The organism is Salinibacterium sp. ZJ450, assembly GCF_011751885.2.
Classification (GTDB): Bacteria; Actinomycetota; Actinomycetes; order Actinomycetales; family Microbacteriaceae; genus Ruicaihuangia.
In genome coordinates this window covers 1,953,641-1,974,649 of sequence record NZ_CP061771.1, presented here as the reverse complement: position 1 = coordinate 1,974,649, position 21,009 = coordinate 1,953,641, and the positions used below count along the sequence as shown (strand labels likewise).

Below are 21,009 nucleotides of genomic sequence, written 5' to 3'. Positions count from 1 at the left end.
CAGCGGCCCCCTAATTGCCACCGTTGGCGGGTGTGTCGCTGCGCGGCTGCGTTCGGCTCATGATGCCGTACTCCACGGTGAGCACGTGCCCTACCGTCACGGCGCCGACGACCACGGACATTATCGCGAAGAGCCATCCGACGTAGGCAATGGTGATGCCGAGCGCGCCGAACTGCTCCGCAGACGAGGTCAGGGCTCTCGGAAGATAAATCCGGCCAACTCCGCCCAATACCGAAAGCCCGATTCCGCAGAGAACCGCGCCGGGGAGTAGCAACCTGAAGCTGACGCTCCGGTTCAGGACAATCCATCCGACGAGCAGCCACACCCCGGTCCAGAGCACGAACTCGATGACGCCCCTGAGCGCGATGTCGGTCCCGTCTGCCCGCAGGATAGAACGGCTGAACTGCAGTACGACCAGTCCAACGAGGATGGTCGCGAGAACCGCGAACAGCCGCCACGTGGCGCGGAATCCAAGCTTGCGCTTCGACCAGACGCGGGCGTAGAACCGCTCGAGTGCCCGTGAGAATGCCGTTGCCGAAACGACGAGGAGTAGCGTGCCGAACCAACCGAGCGCACTGAAGACGTCGGACGATGACGGCACGACTCTCTCCAGGGCCGCGGCGGCGGACTCGTTCAGCCCCAGATAGCTGGACAGGCCCCGGCCGATCGGTTCCGCATCGCCGCGGCGCAACGCCGCGACGGCGATGACGAGCGGGAGTATCGAGATGAAGGCTTGCGCCGCGAGCGTCATCGCACGGTCGAACACCTCGATCTCGACGAGCGCCCGGGCGGCGCGCAGGGCGAAACGACCGACTGCCGTCGTGTTTGCCTGCGCATCCAGCCAAGACCGGGCCCGCCGCACCGCGCGTTTCGCCGAGGCGCCCCGCCCAGAGCCTTCTTGCCCGGACGGGTCGGCCGCCGGGGACACAATCTCACTGTCGGTTCCCACGAGACACCTCCGTCTCGAGCAAACCACTCCCGAGTTCCCGAGTGAACCCGGTGCACCAGTTATGTTCCTGTGCCTAGCCCGCGCCTAGCCTGCGTCGGCCCGGCCGACGCCCGAGCGAAGGAGATCGCGAGCTCGGACGGTCGAAATCCGGCGATCGGTCCTACCGAGCCCCCGAACTCCGACGTTCCGGCCACGTCCTGATCCCGGCCTCCCGGCATCCCGGCGTCCCGGCCCCCGGGAACGCGAAAGGCCCGCCCCTTGCGGGACGGGCCTTTACACACGCAGAGGGTGGACCTAGAGGGCCGCGACCTTCTTGGCGATGGCCGACTTGCGGTTCGCCGCCTGGTTCTTGTGGATGACGCCCTTGCTGGCAGCCTTGTCGAGCTTCTTGCCCGCGATGGAGAGCGCCTTGACAGCCTTGTCCTTGTCACCGGCGACAACGGCATCCTTAGCGGAACGGAGAACGGTCTTCAGCTCGCTCTTCACAGCCTTGTTGCGGTCCTGGGCCTTCTTGTTGGTGCCGATGCGCTTGATCTGCGACTTGATGTTTGCCACTTATATAACCTTCTTGTTTTCTCGAACAGTTCCGGGCAGCCGAGCTCCCGATTGATTTCTCGGCCGCGAATCACGCTGCATCCGACATGCGGGCTGCGCGTGCAAGCCAACAGGAAACATTACCAGTGAATGGCCGATTTCGGCAATTAGTACCCCGCCGACACGCGTAATAGCATGTGGCCATGCCGTCCCTCGCGCCCCACATTGCTTCGGTGCCTGCCAGCGGAATCCGCCGGATCTTCGAAATAGCCACAGAGCTGGACGACGTCATCTCGTTGGCGGTGGGGGAACCGGATGTCGCGGTCGCCCCGCACATCGCGGCAGCGGCCACCGCCGCCTGGCACCGGGACGACACCGACTACGGGCCGAACGGCGGTATCGCGCCGCTGCGCCGTGTGATCGTCGACAAGCTCGCCTCCCGCAACAACATCACCGTCGATCTGGAGCAGGTCTGGGTCACCGTAGGCGCGACCCAGGGACTGCACCTGGCGATGCAGCTGCTGTTGGCGGCCGGCGACGAGGTGTTGATCCCAGATCCCGGCTACACCATCTTCACCATGAACGCGCGGATGCTCGACGCCACACCGGTGCCGTACTCGCTCACTCCCGACCGCGACTTCATGGCCTCGCTCGACGAGCTCGAGCGCCTGGTGACCGAGCGCACCCGGGTGCTCATCGTCAATTCGCCGTCGAACCCGCTCGGCACGGTGTTCCCCGAGCCGGTGTTACGCGAGCTGCTCGCCTTCGCCAGCAGACACGACCTGTGGGTGATCAGCGACGAGGTGTACGAGTACTTCACCTGGGGTGAACCGCACGTCAGCCTGGCCGCGCTCGATACCGAAGACCGCGTGTTCTCGGTGTTCTCGCTGTCAAAGACCTACGCCATGACCGGCATCCGCGTCGGCTATCTGGTGACGCCGAAGGGCCTGGCCGCCACGATGCGCACCATGCAGGAGGCCTCGATCAGCTGTGTGAACACGCCGGCGCAGCACGCGGCCATCGCGGCTCTCACCGGCGAGCAGCACCACATCGACGACGCCCGCGCCCACTATGCGGAGAACCTGCGGGCGGCAACCGCGCTGCTCGAGGAGCGCGGCATCCGGTACCTCGACCCGCACGGCGCGTTCTACCTGTGGATCGACATGCGACATGCCACCGATGGGGATGTCGCGGCCTGGGCGGAGCGCTTCGTGCTGGTCGACCGGGTGGCGGTGGCTCCCGGCAGCGCGTTCGGCCGCTCCGGGGAGGGCTGGATCCGCGTCTGCCTTGCCTCCAACGAGAACGACCTGCTCGAGGGAATCCGGAGACTGCCGGCATGACCGCCGGACGCGTCGTGATCGCCGGCGCGAGCGGTTTCATCGGACGGTACCTGGCCGAGCGCTTCCGCGCCGACGGTGACACCGTCATCACGGTGGGCCGATCCGGCGCCGACGTGACCTGGGGCGACACCGCGGCGCTCGAGGCAGCAGTTGACGGTGCCGACCTGCTGATCAACCTCGCGGGCAAGAACGTCAACTGCCGCTACACCCTGAAGAACAAGAAGCGCATCATGGCCTCCCGCGTGCTCACCACCGGGGAGCTCGGACGGGCGGTCGAGGCCGCGCCCAAGCCGCCCGCGCTCTGGCTGAATGCCAGCACCGCCACCATCTACCGGCACGCCGACGACCGGCCGATGACGGAGGACACCGGCGAGATCGGCACCGGATTCTCGGTCAACATCGCGACCGCCTGGGAGCGGGAGTTCTTCGCGCACGACCGTGCAGGCTGCCGGCAGGTGGCCATGCGGCTGGCCATCGTGCTCGGCGACGGATCCGCGCTGGCGCCCATGCTGGCGCTGGTGCGGCTGGGCCTGGGCGGCCCGCAAATCGGCGGCGCCACCCCGAACGGCGGGCAGCGGTTCAGCTGGATCCACATCGATGACGTCTACCGCGGCATCCGGTTCATCCAGCAGCATGACGAGCTGAGCGGCCCGGTCAACCTGTCCGCGCCAGAGGCGGTGACCAACCGGCAATTGATGGCCACCCTCCGCCGCGTGCTCGGGATGTCGTTTGGGCTGCCGGCATATCGGTGGATGCTCGAAATCGGGGCGTGGCTGATGCGCACCGAGACCGAGCTGCTGCTGAAGAGCCGTTGGGTGCAGCCCGCGCGGCTGACCGAGGCCGGGTTCCGGTTCGCGCATCCCGCGCTCGAGGACGCGGTGCGGGAGATCGTCGCGGGACGATCAGGGCACCCCAGAAAAACAGGCGTCGCAGGAAAATCAGGGTAACCGCAGGGCAGTTCGGGGGATACCCCCATATCGACCCGTGCGGCGCCTCTCGTAACGTGGAGCCATGACCACCACAGACAACAACCCGGTGGGCGCCCCGGCCTCTGACGCTCACAGCTATCCCGCCTACTCCGCGGCGCCGAACCAGACGCTGAGCATTCTGGCCCTGGTGCTCGGCATCGTGTCGCTCGTGTTCGGGCAGACCTTCTTCATTCCGGTCGCCGCCATCGTGCTCGGCTTCCTGGCTCGCACCCGGGAACCCGCCAGTCGCACCATGGGCACGTGGGGCATCGTGCTCGGCTTCGTGTCGCTATTCGGCTGGCTGCTTGTCATCCTGCCGATCCTGTTCTTCGGACCGTTCCTCCTGTTCGCCCTCTAACCCAGCACCTCCCAGCAAGGGCGTCGCGTCACGCGGCGCCCTTTCTGCTGCGCGGCGCACGACCGAGGCCGGGTCATGGGAGAATTGCCTGATCGGAAGTCCTGCCCATGCAGGACCCCACGATTCAGACAGCGAGCAGCACAGTGAGGAACGCGTGAGTCCACGAGCTATGAAGGCCCTGGAGCCGGCGTCGACAGACCCCTCGTTCCTCCGCAACTTTTGCATCATCGCGCACATCGACCACGGCAAGTCCACCCTCGCCGACCGGATGCTGCAGATGACCGGGGTTGTCGATGACCGGGCGATGCGGGCGCAGTACCTCGACCGGATGGACATCGAGCGCGAGCGCGGCATCACGATCAAGAGCCAGGCCGTGCGAATGCCCTGGCAGGCTGGCGCGCAGACCTTCGCGTTGAACATGATCGACACCCCTGGGCACGTGGACTTCACCTACGAGGTGTCCCGCTCGCTCGCCGCCTGCGAGGGTGCGATCCTGCTCGTCGACGCGGCGCAGGGCATCGAGGCGCAGACCCTCGCGAACCTCTACCTGGCTCTCGAGAACGACCTCACCGTCATCCCGGTGCTGAACAAGATCGACCTGCCCGCGGCCGACCCGGAGAAGTACTCGAAGGAGCTCGCCAGCCTGATCGGCGGCAGCCCCGACGACGTGCTCAGGGTCAGCGGCAAGACCGGTGCAGGCGTCGAGGAACTGCTCGACCGCGTGGTCGAGCTGATCCCGGCGCCGCAGGGCAACAAGGATGCCCCGGCCAGGGCCATGATCTTCGACTCCGTCTACGACTCCTATCGCGGCGTCGTCACCTATGTGCGGATGATCGACGGCCAGCTCTCCCCGCGGGAGCGCATCCAGATGATGTCGACCAGGGCCACTCACGAGATCCTGGAGATCGGCGTGAGCTCACCCGAACCGACGCCGAGCAAGGGGCTCAGCGTCGGCGAGGTGGGCTACCTGATCACCGGTGTGAAGGACGTGCGCCAGTCGAAGGTGGGCGACACCGTCACCACCGCGATGAAGCCGGCCACCCAGGCGCTGCCCGGCTACACCGAGCCGCTGCCGATGGTGTTCTCCGGGCTCTACCCGATCGACGGCAGCGATTACCCCGAGTTGCGCGAGGCCCTCGACAAGCTGAAGCTGTCGGACGCCGCGCTCAACTATGAGCCCGAGACATCCGTCGCCCTCGGTTTTGGATTCCGCTGCGGCTTCCTTGGACTGCTGCACCTGGAGATCGTCACCGAGCGACTCAGCCGCGAGTTCGACCTCGACCTGATCACCACCGCGCCCAGCGTGATCTACCAGGTCACCACCGAAGACAAGAAGACCGTCGAGGTGACCAACCCGTCGGAGTTCCCCACCGGCAAGATCCACGCGGTCACCGAGCCGATGGTGCGGTCGGCGATCCTCGCGCCCAAGGACTACGTCGGCACGATCATGGAGCTGTGCCAGAGCCGGCGCGGCACCCTGCTCGGCATGGACTACCTCGGCGAAGACCGGGTGGAGATCAAGTACCGGATGCCGCTCGGCGAGATCGTGTTCGACTTCTTCGACCAGCTGAAGTCGAAGACCGCCGGCTACGCCTCGCTCGACTACGAGCCGGACGGCGACCAGGAGGCAGACCTCGTGAAGGTCGACATCCTGCTGCAGGGCGAACAGGTCGACGCGTTCAGCGCCATCGTGCACCGCGACAAGGCATACGCCTACGGTGTGATGATGACGGGCCGGCTGCGCGAGCTGATCCCGCGCCAGCAGTTCGAGGTGCCGATCCAGGCCGCCATCGGCGCCCGGATCATCGCCCGCGAGTCGATCCGGGCGATCCGCAAGGACGTGCTCGCCAAATGCTACGGCGGTGACATCAGCCGCAAGCGCAAGCTGCTCGAGAAGCAGAAAGAGGGCAAGAAGCGCATGAAGATGGTCGGACGCGTGGAAGTGCCGCAGGAGGCCTTCATCGCGGCCCTCAGTGGCGATGTGGAGAAGAAAGACAAGAAGTAACCATGCGACGCGCATCTCACCAGCCCTCGAACGTCACCTACGGCGCGATCGGCGGCACGCAAGCCGACGACCTGCTGACCTACCCGCCGACGGGCTTCCGCGCGGCGCACTACCGCACTCGCATCGGGCACGGCGACGCCCGATTCGAGGCGGCTGTTGAGCAACTGCGCACCTGGCAGCTGCACAAGTACAGCGGCATCGAGGTGCAGGTCGACGAGGTGCCGCCCGTCGATGAGACGTCGTACACGCCGGTCGGGTTCGACCAGGCGGGTAAACCGGTCGTTCCGGCCGCCCCGGTCGAGACGGCCGAGATCGAGTACACCGCCGACGGTGCGCAGCTGGCGACCCCGGGGACGACCGCGACCCTCACCCTGAAGGCGCTGGGCATCCGCTGGCAGGCGCCGGTGCGGGTGGTCTTCTTCGTCGAGGAGCCGCACCGCCGCGGGTTGGCCTACGGCACTCGGGACGGTCATCCGCTCACCGGCGAAGAGAGCTTCGTCATCGACCAGACCGACGACGGATCAGTCTGGCTCGACATTCGACTGTTCTGGCGGCCGTCCACCTGGTACTGGTGGGCTGCGTACCCAGGCCTGGTCGTGCTGCAGCGGATGTACGTGAAGCGTTACCTCAAGGCGCTGGTGGTGGCAGCGGACGCGGCGCCCCCGACCGATGCGACACCGACCGATCTGACATCGAGCGTCGACTGATGCCCAGCGCCCTCCCTCTCGCCGATCCGGCACCACCCGACGGACTGCTGCCCGCCTCCGTCGCCGAGGGCGCCGACGCCCGCAACTTCGGCGTGTACCTGCACGTGCCGTTCTGCCGGGTGCGCTGCGGATACTGCGACTTCAATACCTACACCGCCACCGAGCTGCGCGGGGTGAAGCGCAGCGACTACGCCGCGCAGGCGGTCACCGAGATCGCCCTGGCGCAGACCGTGCTCGACCACAGCGGTGTACCGGCCCGCCCGGTGTCCACCGTGTTCTTCGGCGGCGGAACGCCCACGCTGCTGCCGGCCAGCGACCTGATCGAGATGTTCCACGCGGTCGTCGACACCTGGGGGCTGGTGCCAGGGGCCGAGGTCACCACCGAGGCGAACCCCGACTCCGTCGACCTGGACTACCTGCAGGCGCTGAAGGCCGCCGGGTTCACCCGGGTCTCCTTTGGCATGCAGTCGGCGGTGCCGCACGTGCTGGCAACCCTCGAGCGCACCCACGATCCCGAGCGGGTTCCGCTGGTGGTGCAGTGGGCGCGGGAAGCCGGGCTGCAGGTCAGCCTGGACCTGATCTATGGCACACCGGGGGAGAGCCTGGACGACTGGCAGCGGTCGCTGGAACACGCCATCGCCCAGCAGCCCGACCATGTCTCCGCCTACGCGCTGATCGTGGAAGACGGCACAAAGCTGGCCAGACAGATCAAACGCGGCGAGGTGGCCGCCCCTGACGACGACCTGCAGGCCGACATGTACGAGCTTGCCGACCGGATGCTGGCAGAGGCTGGGTTTGACTGGTACGAGGTGAGCAACTGGTCACGCACGGCCGAACACCGTTCGCGGCACAACCTGAGCTATTGGCAGGGTGCGGACTGGTGGGGCGTCGGGCCCGGCGCACACAGCCACGTCGGCGGCGTGCGCTGGTGGAACGTGAAGCATCCGGCTGCCTATGCCGACCGCATCCTGGGCGGGCAGTCACCGGCCGCCGGACGCGAAACGCTCGACCCGGAAACGCGGCGGGTGGAGCGGGTGCTGCTGCGCTCCCGCATCCGAGACGGCCTGAGCACCGGCGAACTCACCCCCGCCGGCCGAGTGGCCGTTGCCGGCCTGATCGCCGATGAACTGGTGGACCCGGCTGCCGCCATCGCCGGGACCATCGTGCCGACACTGCGCGGCCGACTGCTGGCAGACATCGTGGTCAGACGCCTGCTCGGCGACTGACCACGTGACGAGCCCCTACTTGACGAACTGAATCGTCAACGGGTACACGTACATCTGGCCGCGGTTGGCCGCCACCGCCGCGAGGATGCTGAACACCACGACGACGATGAACACCGCCCCGAGGATGAGAAATCCGATCAGGATGACGCTGGTGATTCCGCCGATGAAGCTCGCCAGAAGCATGGTGAGCTGGAAGTTCAGGGCGTTGCGGCTGTGTTCACGCACAAACGGCCCGCGGTCCTTGAGTACCAGGTAACCGATCAGGGCCGGCACGAAGCTGAAGAAGATCCCGCCGATGTGGATCAGGGTTGCCCACATCTTTTCATCGGCTGGGCTCAGTTGCTGCTGCGATTCATAAGGGTTGGACATGCCCTCATTAAAGCAGTCGGCTGCTACTTGATGAACCGGATGTTGAACGGGTAGCGGTACGCCGTGCCATCCTTCGCCGATACGAAGCCGAGGATGGAGAAGATCACGCCGGCGACCCAGACCAGCCAGGTGGCGTTCCAGATCAGCAGGCCGATCACGAAGAAGAGCAGGATGGCGCCGAGGATCCAGAGCGCCACGTAGGCCAGCACCAGCGTGATCTGGAAGTTGAGCGCTTCCTTCGCCTCCTGACGGGTGAACGCGCCGCGATCCTTGAACACCAGGTAGATGATGAGGGCGGGCACAAAGCTCAGGATGCCGCCGAGGTGCGCGAACGACGCCCACTGCTTGTCCTCGGCCTCCGTCAGCGGAACCACGGGCTGTGCCGGCTGTGCGTTGGGGTCAGTCATGGTGGGTGCCTTCCGGTTGAGCAGGGAATCGCTTCGGTGCGCTCCGAACGCCCCCGGATGGGGGTGTGGCGGCGATCAGTCACAAGCTAGCGCCTCGGCTGTGTCGTGGCAATCACCGCCACGCGCTTCCTCGCGGTAGAATTGGCAGTCTCCGATTGGGAGTGCCAGAGGGGCACGGGAGTGAGCGGCGAAGGATGGTGAGACATGGCTTCTGAACGCAGTCTTGAAGTGCTGCGCGTGATCGTGCAGGACTATGTCGCCTCGCGCGAACCGGTCGGCTCGAAGTCGATCGTGGAACGGCATGCGTTTGGGGTGTCGGCGGCGACGATTCGCAACGACATGGCGCTGCTGGAAGAAGAGGAACTGATCACGGCGCCGCATACGTCGTCGGGCCGGATTCCCACAGACAAGGGCTACCGGGTCTTCGTCGACCAGTTGGCCGACCTCCAGCCGCTCACCAACGCCCAGCGCACCGCCATCGAAACCTTCCTCGGCCAGTCCGCAGACCTCGACGACGTGCTGTCGCGGGCGGTACGGCTGCTGTCCCAGCTGACTAGCCAGGTGGCGCTCGTGCAGTACCCGTCGTTCTCCGCGGCCCGCGTCCGGCACGTGGAACTGGTGCCGATCGGCTCAACCCGGGTGATGAGCGTGCTGATCACCGACCGTGGCCGCGTCGATCAGGCCGTGATCGACATTGCGGAGGCACCCGATGAGGTGTTCCTCGGCGAGCTGCGGGCCAAGATCAACGGTGCGATCGTCGGTAAGTCGCTGGCAGAGTCGACCGGGCTACTGGGCTCGCTGACCGACCGGTTCTCGCCGGAGCGCGCCGGCGTGGTGGCCCAGGTGGCGAACAGCCTGATCGAACAGGTGGCGGCCAACCGCCACGACCGGCTGGTGATGGCGGGCACCGCCAATCTGGTGCGCACAGAGGAAGACTTCAGCGGCAACCTTTATCCTGTGCTCGAGGCCATCGAAGAACAGGTGACCTTGCTGAAGCTCTTCCATGAAATGGGAATCGACCCGAGCACCGTCACGGTGAGCATCGGGCGGGAGAACGCGGAATTCGGGCTCGCCGACGCCTCGGTGCTGACCAGCGGCTACGCGTCATCCGAAACCGGCCTCGCGCGTCTCGGCGTGCTCGGGCCGACCCGCATGGACTATTCAAACAATATGGCAGCTGTACGGGCGGTAGCTCGCTACCTCTCGCGGCTGCTCGGTGAGGAAACCAGGTAGTGGCAGACCATTACGACGTCTTGGGCGTCGATCGCAACGCAAGCCCCGACGAGATCAAGAAGGCCTATCGCCGCCTTGCCCGGGAATTACACCCCGACGTGAACCCCAGCCCGGACGCCTCGGAGCGGTTCAAGCTCGTCACGCACGCCTACGACGTGCTGAGTGACCCGCAGCAGCGCCAGCAGTACGACCTCGGCCCGCAACCGAGCTTCGGCGGAGCCGGCTTCGGCGGGTTCGGCGACATCTTCGAGACCTTCTTCGGCTCGGGCGCCGGCGGCGGTCGCGGTCCCCGATCACGCCGCGAGCGGGGACAGGACGCCCTGCTTCGGGTCGAGGTCGACCTCGACGAGGTGGTGTTCGGCACCAAGCGCGACATCGAGGTGGACACCGCGGTGCTCTGCGAGACCTGCAACGGCTCATGCTGCGCGCCGGGCACGTCGCCCGTCACCTGCGACATCTGCCACGGCACCGGCACCATCCAGCGCGCGGTTCGCAGCCTGCTCGGCAACGTGATGACGTCGAACCCGTGCGGCACCTGCCGCGGCTACGGCACCGTCATCCCGAACCCGTGCCCGAGCTGCGCCGGCCAGGGCCGGGTGCGCGCCCGTCGCACGATCTCCGTCGACATTCCGGCGGGCGTCGACACCGGCGTTCGGCTGCAGATGCCGGGCCAGGGCGAGGTCGGCCAGGCCGGCGGCCCGCGAGGCGACCTGTACCTCGAAATCAAGGTGCGCCACCATGACACCTTCAGCCGCAACGGCGACGACCTGCTCGCCACCCTCGAGGTGTCGATGGCAGACGCGATCCTCGGCACGTCGACCACGCTGCAGACCCTCGACGGTGACGTGGCTATCGACATCAAGCCAGGCACGCAAAGCGCCGAAGTGATCACGATCAAGGATCGCGGCATCACGCACCTGCGCGGTGTCGGCCGAGGCGACCTGCGCATCGGTGTGCAGGTTGTCACGCCGATGAAACTCAACCGCAAGGAAGAAGACCTCATCAGGCAGTTCGCGCAGAAGCACCGGCAGGAGCCGCCGAAGTTGGCGCACTTCCAGCAGGGTCTGTTCACCAAGCTGCGCGACCGGTTTCTGAACATCTAGCCCGGTGGCGCACTTCTACCTGAACGAGGCGCTCCAGACGGCAGTCGTCGGCGGCACGGTGGAGCTGACCGGCGCCGAGGCGAAGCACGCCGTCACGGTGAGCCGGATGCGGGTCGGTGAACAGTTGTCGATCGGCAACGGGACCGGCCTCGTCGTCAACGGCGAAATCACCGAAGCGGATGCCGCGCGCCTCGCCCTGCGGGTCGAGACGGTGACCGAGCTGGCGCCGCCGACCCCGCGGCTGGCGCTGGCGCAGGCGCTGGCCAAGGGCGACCGTGACGAGCTCGCCGTGCAGGCCGCCACCGAACTCGGCATCGACGCGGTGCTGCCGTGGGCCGCGCAGCGCTCGATCAGCCGGTGGGAGGGTCAGAAGCTGGCCAAGGGCCGGGAGCGGTGGGCCAGCATCGTGCGGGAGGCGACCAAACAGTCGATGCGCGCCTGGCTGCCCGAGGTGACCGAGCTGCACTCCACCAAGCAGCTCGCCGCCAGACCCGAGCGGCTGATCGTGCTCGACCCGACCGGGGAGATCGCGCTCACCGAGCTGTTCCGCGATGGCGGCGGGCCAGACGAGCGCGACCTGCTGCTCGTGGTGGGTCCGGAGGGCGGGATCGCCCCCGCCGAACTCGACCTGCTGCGAGCCGGCGGGGCGTCGGTGGTTCGCCTTGGCGAGCACGTGTTGCGCACGTCGACCGCCGGCCCCGCGGCGGTCGCCGTGCTGAGCGCCATGCTGGGGCGCTGGTAGGGCTACCGGTTCAAGATTCGGATGTCGCCCGCCACCGACTCGAAGTGGTAGACCCGCTCCGCATTCGGGTCGCTCGGTACGTCGATGGTCACATTGCCGGCCACGGTGTCGGTGTTGATCCGGTACTCGCCGTCGGGAAGCACGACTTCCTGATTGCCGGCCACCGAGGAGAACCGCAGCTCATCGGGCAGCTCGGTCAACTCGACCCTCACATCGCCGGCCGTGGAGTCCACGGTCAGCTCGGTGGCCGTGAAGTCATCGATACGCACGTTGCCGGCGGTCGACTCCAGGGTGGCGACGTCGGCGGATCCGACGAGATCGAGGTTGCCGGCGGTGAGTGAGACGGTCACATCGGCGAAGTCGCCGTCAACGCTCATGTTCCCCGCGGCGCTCGTCAGGTCGAGCGACAGCGAGCCATCGTTCATGGCTTCCGGCAGTACCAGGTCGATCGTGGACGAGTCGCTGACGCCCCACGGCCAGAAACCGAACGGGAAGAACCCGCCACGGCTGTTCGCCACGATGCGCAGTTCATCACCGCGCACGCCCTGCTCGAAGGTGACCGCCCGGTTGGAGTCGGTTTGGTCGAACGTGATGGTCGGCTCATTGACATCCGCGAAGCTGACATCGACATCGCTGGCGTCCGCGTCGAGTCGGATCGACTCGAACGATTCACCTACCTCGTAGGTGCCGGACGCGTCGGTGCGGGTCAGCGCGGTCACGATGTTCACGATGACGGACGCGATCAGCAGCAGGAGCAGCACCGAGCCGATCACGATGAGCGTCGTGCGCAACGCATGCGACTTGCGCGGGGTCGGCTGGACGGGCGCTGGTACCTGGGTAGACATGGCGATTCTTCCTGTTTGGGGAGGTGAGGGTGTGCGGCCGGGCGGCCTAGCGGGCGCTCTCGAGGTAGCGCAACACGGCGAGCACGCGGCGGTTTCCGCTGTCCTCGGCGGGCAGGTTGAGCTTGCTGAAGATGGCGGTGATGTGCTTTTCCACTGATCCTTCGCCGATGAACAGTGCGGCGGCAATGGCCTGGTTCGAGCGGCCTTCCGCGACGAGTTTCATCACGGCGTTCTCCCGTTCGGTGAGCCGCTCGAGGCCGTCGGTGCGGCGGGAGCGGATCACGATCTGCGAGACGACTTCGGGGTCGAGCGCCGTGCCGCCGGAGCCGACCCGGTCAACCGCGGAGAGGAACTCGTTGACGTCGGCGACGCGGTCCTTCAGCATGTAGCCGAAACCGCTGGTGCCGCCGGCGATGAGTTCGCTGGCGTAGCGCTCCTCGACGTACTGGGAGAGCACCAGCACCTTGACCTCCGGGTTCTGGGCACGCATCAGCGCGGCGGCCCGCACTCCCTCGTCGGTGAACGTCGGCGGCATCCGCACGTCAACGATTGCCAGGTCTGGCGCGTGTTCGTTCACGGCGGCGAGCAGGGCGTTGGGTTCGTCCACCGCGGCCACCACCTCATGTCCGGCATCGGTGAGCAGCAGTTCAAGGCCGGCTCGAAGCAGAACCGAGTCCTCGGCGATTACAACACGCATGGCACCTCCACAGTGACGATGGTTGGGCCGCCGGTCGGGCTGTCGACCCGCAGCGAGCCGCGGGCGGACCGCACCCGATCGCGCATGCCAGACAGGCCGCCGCCGGCCGGCGGAATGGCGGCGCCACCCCGGCCGTTGTCGGTGACCGTGGCCAGGATCCGACCGCTCTCGTAGGTCACGTCGACGTGGCAGAGCGTGGCTCCCGAGTGCTTCGCCACATTGGTGAGCGATTCGGCGACGGTGAAGTAGATGACCGCCTCAATCTCGGCCGGCGGCCGTGACGGCAGTCGGAACGACACGCTGGTCGGCACCACACAGCGGGAGGCGAGCGCTGACAACGACGCATCCAGGCCGCGGTCGGTGAGCACCGCAGGGTGGATGCCGCGCGCGAGTTGCCGCAGGTCGGTGATGGCGTCCTTGGCGTCCTCGTGCGCCCGCTCCACCAGGGCGAGGGCAGCGGCCGGGTCGCTCTCGAACTTGTTTCGCGCCATCCCCAGGGTCATCGCGACGGAGACCAGCCGGGGCTGCACCCCGTCGTGCAGGTCGCGTTCAATCCGCAGGCGCTCCGAGGTGGCGGCGTCAACCGCACCCTGACGGGCATCCGCCAGGGTTTCGATGCGCTGTTCCAGTTCGTCGACCACCGGCGGCCCGAGCAGGGGGGCGAGGATCGACCGGTCGAAGTGCCCGGCGAAGTAGATCAGCAGCGGCACCGCGCCGATCAGGATGACGCCGATGATGATCGCCCAGGGTCGTCCGGCGGCGCCGAGCCAGTCCTGCAGCACCGGGACCAGCAGCGTGAGGCCGGCCGGATCCTCGGACGGGTAGATGATGAGCAGCACAGCGTTGACGACCGCCCACACCGCCAGCATGAAGACCAGATAGCCGAGCACCGCGCTGACCAGGTGGTGCAGCATGATGCGCCAGGTGCTGACCGTGGTGAGGTCGAGCGCGGCCTGGCTGAACGGTCGCCGCCAGCCGGTCATCGACGACGGCTTGCGCGGTGCGGGTGCGATATCGAGGCCGTAGATCGCGTTCGCGCGCAGCCGTTCGACGGTGCCGGTGAACCGGGTCAGCAGCGCGGCGGCGAAGATCAACAGGATGCCGATGCCGAGCACGGGCAGCAGGGACACCCCGGTGATCAGCAGCGTCAGCATGATCGTCAGCCAGATTGCGCCGAGAATCGCGTCGAGCAGCAGGTCGATCGCCGAGACCCAGGTCGATAGCGCGGCTTTCCTCATGTCTCAACCGTATTGGCGCCGCGCCCGCCGCTCGACCGGGCCATCACGAAACTTCCGCGGGGGATAACCCCACCCGGTTAAGATGGGCACATGAGCACTTCGATCTTCTCGCGCATCATTGACCGCGAGATTCCAGCCGACATCGTGCTGGAGACCGACCGGATGATCGCGTTCCGCGATATCGCCCCCAAGGCGCCGGTCCACATCCTCGTGGTGCCGAAAACCGAGGACTACGCCAACGTGGTGGAACTCGCGGCGGGCGACCCGCAGTTGCTCGCCGAGCTCGTGGCTACGGCGCAGCAGATCGCCGAGGAACACGCCAACGGCGAGTTCCGCCTCATCTTCAACACGGGCCCGTCATCCGGTCAGACCGTGTTCCATGTCCACGCGCACGTGCTGAGCGGCGCCCTCGAAGAAGGCTCACTTGGTCGATAGCGACAACACCCGCCCGTCGACGCCCCCAGAGGATCGCGTCGAGATGCAGGTCGACGGCGTCGCCATGGTGCGGTTGCTGGGTCCGCAGGACCGCCTGCTGACCACGATCGAACGCCAGTTTCCCCTCGTGCAGGTTCTCGTACGAGGCAATGAGATCTCCCTGAGCGGTGACCCGCGTCAGGTACAAGCGGCCAGACGACTGGTCGAGGAGTTGATCCTGATGGTGCAGAACGGCAGCGATCTCGAACAGGCCGACGTGACACGATCCGCCCGCATCCTGGAGAGCGGCGCGGGCAGCCCGGCCGACCTGCTCAGTCAGGCCATTCTCACCAGCCGGGGCAAGAGCATCCGCCCGAAGACGCTCGGGCAGAAGAACTATGTGGACGCGATCGATAACAACACGATCGTCTTCGGCATCGGCCCGGCCGGTACCGGCAAGACCTACCTGGCCATGGCCAAGGCGGTGCAGGCGCTGCAGCGCAAAGAGGTCAACCGCATCATCCTCACCCGGCCGGCCGTGGAAGCGGGGGAGCGCCTGGGCTTCTTGCCCGGCACGCTCACCGACAAGATCGACCCCTATCTGCGGCCGCTGTACGACGCCCTGAACGAGATGATGGATCCCGAGCTCGTGCCCAAGCTGCTCGCGGCCGGCACAGTCGAGGTGGCGCCGCTCGCCTACATGCGCGGCCGCACCCTGAACGACTCGTTCGTGGTGCTGGACGAGGCGCAGAACACCACCCCGGAGCAGATAAAGATGTTCCTCACCCGGCTCGGCTTCGGCTCCAGGATGGTGGTCACCGGTGACATCACCCAGGTCGACCTGCCGCTCGGCGCCAGCGGACTGCAGTTGGTCACGCGGGTGCTGAGGAACATCGACGACATCTACTTTGCCGAATTGACCAGCGAGGACGTCGTCCGCCACTCGCTGGTCGGCCGCATCGTCGACGCCTACACCAAGTTCGATGCCGAGAAGCAGGCGCAGAAGTTCGAACGCAAACAGGCGCACGCGGAAGCCGTCGAGGCGGCCAACCGGGCCGAACGCCGCGGCGCCGCGCCGCGCGACCACCAATCACGATCGCCGCGCCCCGAGCGCAGATGGGGACGCTAGACATGAGCATTGAGATCAACAACGAATCGACGATCGCGGTCGACGAAACTGCCCTGCAGCGGCTGGCCGCGTACGCGCTCGATCAGCTGCACGTGCACCCGGAGGCGGAGCTGGCGATCGTGCTGGTCGACGAGGGCGCCATGGAGCAACTGCATGTGCAGTGGATGGATGAGCCGGGCCCCACCGACGTGCTGAGCTTCCCGATGGATGAGCTCCGCCCGGGCACCGAGGACGCCGTCACCCCCGCCGGACTGCTCGGCGACATCGTGCTCTGCCCCCAGGTGGCCGCAGCGCAGGCCGAGACCGCCGGGCACTCCACGCTCGAGGAACTGCTGCTGCTCACCACCCACGGGCTGCTGCACCTGCTCGGGTTCGACCACGCGGAGCCGGACGAGGAGAAGGAGATGTTCGGGCTACAGCGCGACATCCTGATCGGATTCCACATGACGGAACGGTCGAAGTAACGCATCCATGATGATCCCCGTCTTCATCGCGGTCGCGGTGGTGCTCGTCGCGTTCGGCGGTCTGCTCGCAGCCGCCGACTCCGCGGTGGCGTCGCTCAGCCGCAACGACCTGGTCGAGCTCGCCCACCACAGCCGAGCCCGCAAGTCGATCCTCGCCATCGCAGCCGACGTCGGCGCCCACATCAATGCGCTGAACTTCATGCGCATCGTGGCGGAGACCACCGCCGCCGTGCTCGTCACCCTCGCGCTGGCGTACACCGTCGACCAGTGGTGGCTCACGCTGCTGCTGAGCGCACTCATCATGACCGCGGCATCCTTCGTGCTCGTCGGCTCCAGCCCGCGCAGCGTCGGCCGCGCGCACCCCGAGGTGCTGGTGCGCTCCACGGCGCTGCTGATCCGCGGCATCCGGGTGCTGCTCGGCCCGCTCGCCAACGCACTGGTGTTCCTCGGCAACAAGGTGACGCCCGGACGGCCGAAGACCGTGGCGTTCGCGAACGAGCAGCAGCTGCTCAGCATGGTCGACGAGGCCACCGAGCTGCGGGTGCTCGAAGAGGACGACCGCGCGCTGATCCACTCCATCTTCGAGTTCAACGAGACGGTGGTGCGCGAGGTGATGGTCCCGCGCACCGACATGGTCACCATCGATGATGACGCGTCGATCAGTGCCGCCACCGGACTGTTCCTCAGCAAGGGCGTATCGCGGGTTCCCGTGGAAGGTAAGGACGCCGACGAGGTGCTCGGCATCCTGTATCTGCGGGATGTCGCCCGCCTGAGTTACGAGCGACCGCTCGACTACGACCGGATCACCGCCCGCGACCTGGCCAGACCGGCCAGCTTCGTGCCCGAGTCGAAGAAGGCCGACGCCACGCTGCGGCAGATGCAGCTGGAGAGCAACCACCTGCTGATGGTCGTCGACGAGCACGGCGGCATCGCCGGCCTCGTGACGATGGAAGACCTGATCGAGGAGCTGGTCGGCGACATCTCCGACGAGTACGACCGCGACGTCCCTGACGTGCAGCAACTGGGCGACGGGATCTACCGGGTCAGCGCGCGCCTGCCGGTTGACGAGCTGGGCGACTTGTTCGGCCTGGAACTGGACGACGATGACGTCGACTCGGTCGGCGGACTGCTGACCAAGGTGCTGGGCAGACTGCCCGACCCCGGCTCTGCCGCCACCACCAGCGGCCTCGTGCTCACCGCGGAACGCACCGAGGGGCGACGCAAGCGTGTCACCACGGTGCTCGTCGAACGGGACCAGGCCTTGATCGACGTGCAGAGAGCATTCGAGCCACAACCGGAAGAGACCACATCATGACCCACCCAGACACCTTCCGCGCGGGATTCGTCTCATTCGTCGGGCGCCCGAACGTAGGCAAGTCCACGCTCACGAACGCGCTGGTAGGCGAGAAGGTCGCCATCACCAGTTCCAAGCCGCAGACCACCAGGCGCGCCATCCGCGGGGTGGTGCACGATCCCGCCGGGCAGCTGATCATCGTCGACACCCCAGGCATGCACCGCCCGCGCACCCTGCTCGGTGAACGGTTGAACAGCGTCGTGCAGTCCACCCTCGGCGACGTGGATGTCGTCGGCCTGTGCATTCCCGCCGACGAGAAGCTCGGCCCGGGCGACCGGTTCATCAACGAGCAGCTCGACCAGTACCCGCGCGCCAAGAAGGTCGCGATCGTCACCAAGATCGACGCCGCAGGCAAGACCGCCGTGGCGGAGCAGCTGCTCGCGGTCAGCGAGCTACGCGACTGGGACGCCATCATCCCGGTGTCCGCCATCGACAAGATCCAGCTCAACACGCTGGTCGACGAGTTGCTCAAACTGATGCCCATCTCCGAGGCGCTCTACCCCGACGACGCGGTCACCGACGAGGGCCTCGAGGCCAGGGTCGCGGAACTGGTGCGCGAGGCCGCGCTCGAGGGCGTCAGCGAGGAGCTGCCGCACTCCCTGGCGGTCACGATCGACGACATGGTCGAGCGGGAGGACAAGGACCTCGTCGAGATCTACGTCAACCTGTTCGTCGAGCGCGACAGCCAGAAGGGCATCATCATCGGCAAGGGCGGCGCCCGGCTGCAGGATGTCGGCGCCCGTGCCCGCGCCGAGATCGAGCCGCTCGTCGGCAAGCAGGTGTTCCTGTCGATCCGGGTGAAGGTGGCGAAGGACTGGCAGCGCGACCCGAAGCAGCTCGGCCGGCTCGGGTTCTGACCCATCCGCGACCCTCGACGTACACCGCGAGGATGATTTTGCGGTGAACGTGAGGATGTCGCGACGCCGAGCCAATAGCGTGGAGGGATGATCCGCGCGCTCAAGCCTTACCAGTACGTCGTCGACGGCGTGCTCGCGCTGCTCTTCGCCCTGCTGTTCTGGCAGCCCTCGGTGATGCAGGATGCCACGCCGGTCTGGCCCGTGCTGATCGTGCTCTACGCGATCGCGGTCGGGCTGCGCCGGGTCAGCCCCGGCCTGGCGCTCGGCATCGCCTGGATCGGCGCCATCCTGCAGATGGTCGGCGACATCCTGCCCAACCTGCACAACGGTGCGATCCTGCTGGTGCTGTTCACCACCGCCGCCTACGGCACCCGCCTGGTGCGCTGGCTGGGCCTGGCCTCGGTGGGAGTGGGCGCGGCGACGGCCGCCCTGTACCTGGTGCTGAAGGGAATGGCGCTCGGTGGATCCGGGACCCTGCTCGGCTGGACCGGCCTGCCCGAGCTGCTGCTGCAGTTCGGGCTGACCTTCGCCGCGATGCTCGCGGTGCTCGGCCTGCCGTGGTTGGCCGGCCTGCTGCTGATGGCGGTGCTGCGCAACCGCGAGGCCTCCCGCGCCCGCCGCGCGGCCGAGGAAACGGTCGTCGTCGAACAGGAGCGCAACCGGATCGCGCGCGACATGCACGACGTCGTCGCCCACTCGCTGGCCGTGGTGATCGCCCAGGCCGACGGTGCCCGTTATGTGCGCCAGACCGATCCGGATGCCGTGGACACCGCCTTGACCGCGATCTCCAGCACCGCGCGGGAGGCGCTGGCCGACGTGCGGGTGTTGCTCGGCCAGCTGCGGCACAGCCAGGGCGACGCGCCGCAGCCGGGACTCGGCGACCTCGACCGTCTCATCGACCAGCTGCGCGCCGCCGGTCTCACGATCGATGCCGCCGAGCACGGCGACCCCGGCCCGCTCAGCACCGCGCACCAGCTCGCGGTGTACCGGATCACTCAGGAAGCCCTCACCAACGCGCTGCGGCACGGCGAGCTGGCCGAACCGGTGCGGCTCACCCTCACCTGGCACGTGGACAGCGTCGAGCTGGAGGTGCAGAACGCCTGCCAGGGCACCCAGCATGCCGCCGAGACGCGGCTCGGGCACGGCCTCGCCGGCATGCGCGAACGGGCGACGCTGGTCGGCGGCCGCCTGACCGCGGGCGCCATCGACGGCCGGTTCCGGGTGAACGCCGAGATTCCGTTCACGCAGACGGCGCAGATGGCGCTGCCCACCCCGGCGCAGCCCGCCGGGCCCACCCAACCAGCGGTGCCCGCGTGACCCGCATTCGCGTCGCGCTGGTCGACGACCAGGCGCTGTTCCGCGCCGGCATCCGCATGCTGGTCAGCTCACAGCCCGACCTCGAGTTCGCCGGGGAGGCCGGCGACGGCAGGCAGGCGATCGAGCTCGCCGCAACCGAGCGTCCCGACGTGATTTTGATGGACATCCGGATGCCGGTGATGGACGGCATCGAGTCGACCATGGCGATCCTCGCCGCGGCGGACCGCCGGGGCCAGACCCCGCCGCGGGTGATCGTGCTCACCACCTTCGACCTCGATGAGGCCGCGGCCAGGGCGATCCGCGGGGGAGCCAGCGGGTTCGTGCTGAAAGACGCCGATCCCGAGTTTCTGCTCGCCGCCATCCGCACCGTGCACGCGGGGAACGCCGTAATCGCGGCATCCGCGACCCGCGACCTGTTTGAGCACTTCTCCGGCGCGTCACGCCGACCGGAGAAGCCCGCCAGCTTCGCGACCCTGACCGCGCGGGAACGCGACATCTTCGCCCACGCCGCCAAGGGGCTGAGCAACGCGGAGATCGCGGCATCCGAATTTCTCAGCGAGGCCACGGTCAAGACCCACATCAGCCGGGTGCTCGGCAAGCTTGGCCTGCGCGACCGGGTGCAGCTGGTGGTGTTCGCGTTCGAGCACGGGCTGGTCGACTGACGGCTGGCGACCGAAGGTCATCCGAACGATGTACGCGGGTTCACCCCGCAGACTGACGCGAGTATTCCTCTACATGCCTAGCGTGGAATAC

Annotated in this window: 23 protein-coding genes; 16 read left to right on the top strand and 7 right to left on the bottom strand. The window is 67.3% G+C overall.

The genetic code is table 11. The annotated features are described in order from the left end of the window. Window positions 1-10: 10 nt before the first annotated feature. A complete protein-coding gene (locus tag HCT51_RS09375; protein ID WP_166873101.1) occupies window positions 11-949 on the bottom strand; it encodes a YhjD/YihY/BrkB family envelope integrity protein in 939 nt (312 codons plus the stop codon). Window positions 950-1,243: 294 nt separating this feature from the next. Then, the gene (gene rpsT / locus HCT51_RS09370; RefSeq protein WP_166873098.1) at window positions 1,244-1,504 is read right to left on the bottom strand and encodes a 30S ribosomal protein S20; all 261 of its coding nucleotides are present in this window, start codon (window positions 1,502-1,504) and stop codon (window positions 1,244-1,246) included. A 182-nt stretch (window positions 1,505-1,686) separates the two neighbouring features. Here rpsT and HCT51_RS09365 point away from each other — a divergent pair, with 182 nt between their 5' ends. The 6 genes from HCT51_RS09365 to hemW all read left to right on the top strand — a co-directional run bounded on the left by HCT51_RS09365 (window position 1,687) and on the right by hemW (window position 8,087). After that, on the top strand, window positions 1,687-2,823 hold the full coding sequence (locus tag HCT51_RS09365; RefSeq protein WP_166873094.1) for a pyridoxal phosphate-dependent aminotransferase: 1,137 nt from the start codon (window positions 1,687-1,689) through the stop codon (window positions 2,821-2,823). Beyond that, the gene (locus HCT51_RS09360; protein ID WP_166873091.1) at window positions 2,820-3,770 is read left to right on the top strand and encodes a TIGR01777 family oxidoreductase; all 951 of its coding nucleotides are present in this window, start codon (window positions 2,820-2,822) and stop codon (window positions 3,768-3,770) included. The genes HCT51_RS09365 and HCT51_RS09360 overlap by 4 nt, the downstream gene beginning before the upstream one ends. Window positions 3,771-3,834: 64 nt before the next feature. Next, on the top strand, window positions 3,835-4,149 hold the full coding sequence (locus tag HCT51_RS09355) for a DUF4190 domain-containing protein (protein ID WP_166873087.1): 315 nt from the start codon (window positions 3,835-3,837) through the stop codon (window positions 4,147-4,149). A gap of 154 nt (window positions 4,150-4,303) precedes the next feature. Further along, entirely contained in the window at window positions 4,304-6,154 is a 1,851-nt protein-coding gene (gene lepA / locus HCT51_RS09350) for a translation elongation factor 4 (protein ID WP_166873084.1), read from the top strand. A gap of 2 nt (window positions 6,155-6,156) precedes the next feature. Beyond that, window positions 6,157-6,861, top strand: a complete 705-nt coding sequence (locus HCT51_RS09345) for a DUF1990 family protein (protein WP_224760424.1) — start codon at window positions 6,157-6,159, stop codon at window positions 6,859-6,861. Continuing rightward, complete coding sequence (gene hemW, locus HCT51_RS09340; RefSeq protein ID WP_166873081.1) at window positions 6,861-8,087, top strand: radical SAM family heme chaperone HemW; 1,227 nt, start codon at window positions 6,861-6,863, stop codon at window positions 8,085-8,087. Before HCT51_RS09345 ends, hemW begins: the two co-directional genes overlap by 1 nt. Window positions 8,088-8,102: 15 nt before the next feature. Here hemW and HCT51_RS09335 read toward each other — a convergent pair whose 3' ends face one another. Next, entirely contained in the window at window positions 8,103-8,456 is a 354-nt protein-coding gene (locus tag HCT51_RS09335; protein WP_166873077.1) for a DUF4870 domain-containing protein, read from the bottom strand. Between the two features lie 23 nt (window positions 8,457-8,479). Continuing rightward, window positions 8,480-8,863 (bottom strand): DUF4870 domain-containing protein, encoded by a 384-nt coding sequence (locus HCT51_RS09330; RefSeq protein WP_166873075.1) that lies wholly within the window; start codon window positions 8,861-8,863, stop codon window positions 8,480-8,482. Window positions 8,864-9,067: 204 nt separating this feature from the next. Between HCT51_RS09330 and hrcA the strand changes: the two genes are divergently transcribed. The 3 genes from hrcA to HCT51_RS09315 are packed head-to-tail and all read left to right on the top strand — an operon-like array spanning window position 9,068 to window position 11,941. Beyond that, entirely contained in the window at window positions 9,068-10,096 is a 1,029-nt protein-coding gene (hrcA, locus tag HCT51_RS09325) for a heat-inducible transcriptional repressor HrcA (protein ID WP_166873072.1), read from the top strand. Further along, on the top strand, window positions 10,096-11,199 hold the full coding sequence (dnaJ, locus tag HCT51_RS09320) for a molecular chaperone DnaJ (RefSeq protein ID WP_166873069.1): 1,104 nt from the start codon (window positions 10,096-10,098) through the stop codon (window positions 11,197-11,199). Before hrcA ends, dnaJ begins: the two co-directional genes overlap by 1 nt. A 4-nt stretch (window positions 11,200-11,203) precedes the next feature. After that, window positions 11,204-11,941: a 16S rRNA (uracil(1498)-N(3))-methyltransferase gene (locus HCT51_RS09315; RefSeq protein WP_166873066.1), complete on the top strand. Its 738-nt coding sequence runs from the start codon at window positions 11,204-11,206 to the stop codon at window positions 11,939-11,941. Window positions 11,942-11,943: 2 nt separating this feature from the next. On the opposite strand, the gene HCT51_RS09310 is transcribed toward HCT51_RS09315, so the two are convergent. From HCT51_RS09310 to HCT51_RS18735, 3 genes are read right to left on the bottom strand one after another with little or no spacing between them, the layout of a single operon-like run. Beyond that, window positions 11,944-12,786, bottom strand: a complete 843-nt coding sequence (locus HCT51_RS09310; protein ID WP_166873063.1) for a DUF4097 family beta strand repeat-containing protein — start codon at window positions 12,784-12,786, stop codon at window positions 11,944-11,946. 46 nt (window positions 12,787-12,832) lie between these two features. After that, window positions 12,833-13,483: a response regulator gene (locus HCT51_RS09305; RefSeq protein WP_166873060.1), complete on the bottom strand. Its 651-nt coding sequence runs from the start codon at window positions 13,481-13,483 to the stop codon at window positions 12,833-12,835. Continuing rightward, window positions 13,471-14,721 carry a sensor histidine kinase gene (locus HCT51_RS18735; protein ID WP_224760423.1) on the bottom strand — a complete coding sequence of 417 codons (1,251 nt, stop codon included), beginning with the start codon at window positions 14,719-14,721 and terminating at the stop codon, window positions 13,471-13,473. Before HCT51_RS18735 ends, HCT51_RS09305 begins: the two co-directional genes overlap by 13 nt. A gap of 90 nt (window positions 14,722-14,811) precedes the next feature. On the opposite strand from HCT51_RS18735, the gene HCT51_RS09295 reads away from it, so the two are divergent. From HCT51_RS09295 to HCT51_RS09265, 7 genes are all read left to right on the top strand, one after another. Then, window positions 14,812-15,156 carry a histidine triad nucleotide-binding protein gene (locus tag HCT51_RS09295; RefSeq protein WP_166873057.1) on the top strand — a complete coding sequence of 115 codons (345 nt, stop codon included), beginning with the start codon at window positions 14,812-14,814 and terminating at the stop codon, window positions 15,154-15,156. Window positions 15,157-15,199: 43 nt separating this feature from the next. Then, window positions 15,200-16,264, top strand: coding sequence for a PhoH family protein (locus tag HCT51_RS09290; protein WP_166874534.1), 1,065 nt, complete (start codon window positions 15,200-15,202; stop codon window positions 16,262-16,264). A gap of 2 nt (window positions 16,265-16,266) precedes the next feature. Next, window positions 16,267-16,728: an rRNA maturation RNase YbeY gene (ybeY, locus tag HCT51_RS09285; protein WP_166873054.1), complete on the top strand. Its 462-nt coding sequence runs from the start codon at window positions 16,267-16,269 to the stop codon at window positions 16,726-16,728. A 7-nt stretch (window positions 16,729-16,735) separates the two neighbouring features. Beyond that, complete coding sequence (locus HCT51_RS09280) at window positions 16,736-18,043, top strand: hemolysin family protein (protein ID WP_166873051.1); 1,308 nt, start codon at window positions 16,736-16,738, stop codon at window positions 18,041-18,043. Further along, window positions 18,040-18,939 carry a GTPase Era gene (era, locus tag HCT51_RS09275; RefSeq protein ID WP_166873048.1) on the top strand — a complete coding sequence of 300 codons (900 nt, stop codon included), beginning with the start codon at window positions 18,040-18,042 and terminating at the stop codon, window positions 18,937-18,939. The genes HCT51_RS09280 and era overlap by 4 nt, the downstream gene beginning before the upstream one ends. A gap of 87 nt (window positions 18,940-19,026) precedes the next feature. Continuing rightward, window positions 19,027-20,256, top strand: a complete 1,230-nt coding sequence (locus tag HCT51_RS09270; protein ID WP_166873045.1) for a sensor histidine kinase — start codon at window positions 19,027-19,029, stop codon at window positions 20,254-20,256. Beyond that, complete coding sequence (locus HCT51_RS09265) at window positions 20,253-20,918, top strand: response regulator (protein ID WP_166873042.1); 666 nt, start codon at window positions 20,253-20,255, stop codon at window positions 20,916-20,918. The genes HCT51_RS09270 and HCT51_RS09265 overlap by 4 nt, the downstream gene beginning before the upstream one ends. The last annotated feature ends 91 nt before the right edge of the window (window positions 20,919-21,009 follow it).